This window comes from Nonomuraea zeae (assembly GCF_005889725.1).
GTDB lineage: Bacteria > Actinomycetota > Actinomycetes > Streptosporangiales > Streptosporangiaceae > Nonomuraea > Nonomuraea zeae.
This window is the reverse complement of the sequence record NZ_VCKX01000656.1, coordinates 1-1612: the sequence shown is the minus strand read 5'-3', so window position 1 is coordinate 1612 and position 1612 is coordinate 1. Positions and strand designations below refer to the sequence as shown.

At 75.4% G+C, this 1612-nt stretch carries 1 protein-coding gene; it reads left to right on the top strand.

Annotation, left to right across the window (positions count from 1 at the left end):
- The coding region (locus ETD85_RS62160) for a type I polyketide synthase (protein ID WP_138699076.1) at window positions 1-1612 on the top strand (1612 nt) is incomplete at both ends.

Sequence of the window (1612 nt, the reverse complement as noted above, 5' to 3'; positions counted from 1 at the left end):
GAACCGCGAAACCCCCCTCTGGCTCGGCTCCATCAAGTCCAACATCGGCCACACCCAGGCCGCCGCCGGCGTCGCCGGCATCATCAAGATGGTCCAGGCCATGCAGCACGGGCTCCTCCCCAAGACCCTGCACGTGGACGCCCCCAGCCACCACGTGGACTGGGAGGCCGGGGCCGTCAGCCTGCTCACCGAGCCCACCCCCTGGCCCGAGCTCGCCGGCGACCGGCCCCGCCGGGCCGCCGTCTCCTCGTTCGGCATCAGCGGCACCAACGCCCACGTCATCCTCGAAGCGGTCCCCCAGTCCGTGCCCGAGCCGGCGGCCACCGCCAGCCCGGTCCCCTGGGTGCTGTCCGGCCGGACCGAGCAGGCGCTGCGCGACCAGGCCGCCCGCCTCGCCGCGTACCTGGCCGAGCACCCCGGGCTCGACCCGGCCGACGTCGGTTACACGCTGGCCACCGCCAAGACCCACCACGCGCACCGCGCGGGCGTCGTCGGCGGCGAGAGCGGCGAGCTGGTACGCGGGCTGGAGGCGCTGGCCTCGGGACGCGCGGCGGCCGGGCTCGTCAAAGGCACCGCGAACGAGGGCAAGGTCGTCTTCGTCTTCCCCGGTCAGGGATCGCAGTGGCCCGAGATGGCCAGGGAGCTGCTGGACTCCGAGCCGGTGTTCGCCGAGCACCTGCGGCGGTGCGCGGAGGCGCTCGCCCCCTACACCGACTGGTCGCTGATCGACACCCTGCGCGGCACGGGCGCCTCGCTGGAGCGGGTGGACGTGGTGCAGCCGGTGCTGTTCGCGGTCATGACCGGGCTGGCGGCGCTCTGGCAGTCGGCCGGGGTGCGGCCGGACGCGGTCGTCGGCCACTCGCAGGGCGAGATCGCCGCCGCGTACGTCGCCGGGGCGCTCTCGCTGGAGGACGCCGCCAAGGTCGCGGCCCTGCGCAGCCGGGCCATCACCGCGCTGGCCGGGACGGGGACGATGGCCTCCGTCCCGCTGCCCGCCGAAGAGGTCGAGGCCCGCTACGGCTGGGTCGAGATCGCGGCGGTCAACGGCCCTTCCGCCACGATCGTGGCCGGCTCCCAGGAGGCCGTGGCCGAGCTGGTCGAGCGGTGCCAGGCGGACGGCGTGTCGGCCAGGACCGTCAAGGTGGACTACGCCTCGCACTCCTCGCACGTGGCGGCGATCCGCGACCAGCTGACCGAGGCGCTGGCCGGCATCCGGCCCGGTAGCTCGCGGGTGGCGTTCTACTCGACCGTCACCGGCGAGCCGCTCGACACCGCCGGGCTGGACGCCGCGTACTGGTACACGAACCTGCGCAGCACGGTCCGCTACGAGACGGCGGTGCGCGCGCTGCGCGCGGCGGGGCACCGGGTCTTCGTCGAGGCCAGCCCGCATCCGGTGCTCACGGCGGCCACCGAGGACACCTTGGACGGGGCGGGCGTGGCGATCGGGTCGCTGCGCCGGGACGACGGCGGGCGGGAACGCGTCCTGCTGTCCTTCGCCCAGGCGCACGCGCACGGCGTACCGGTGAACTGGACCGCCGTCTTCGCCGGCATCGGCGGCGGAGCGCGCAGCGAGCCGACCGGCGGGACCGGGGCCGGGGGCGGAACTGGGGCC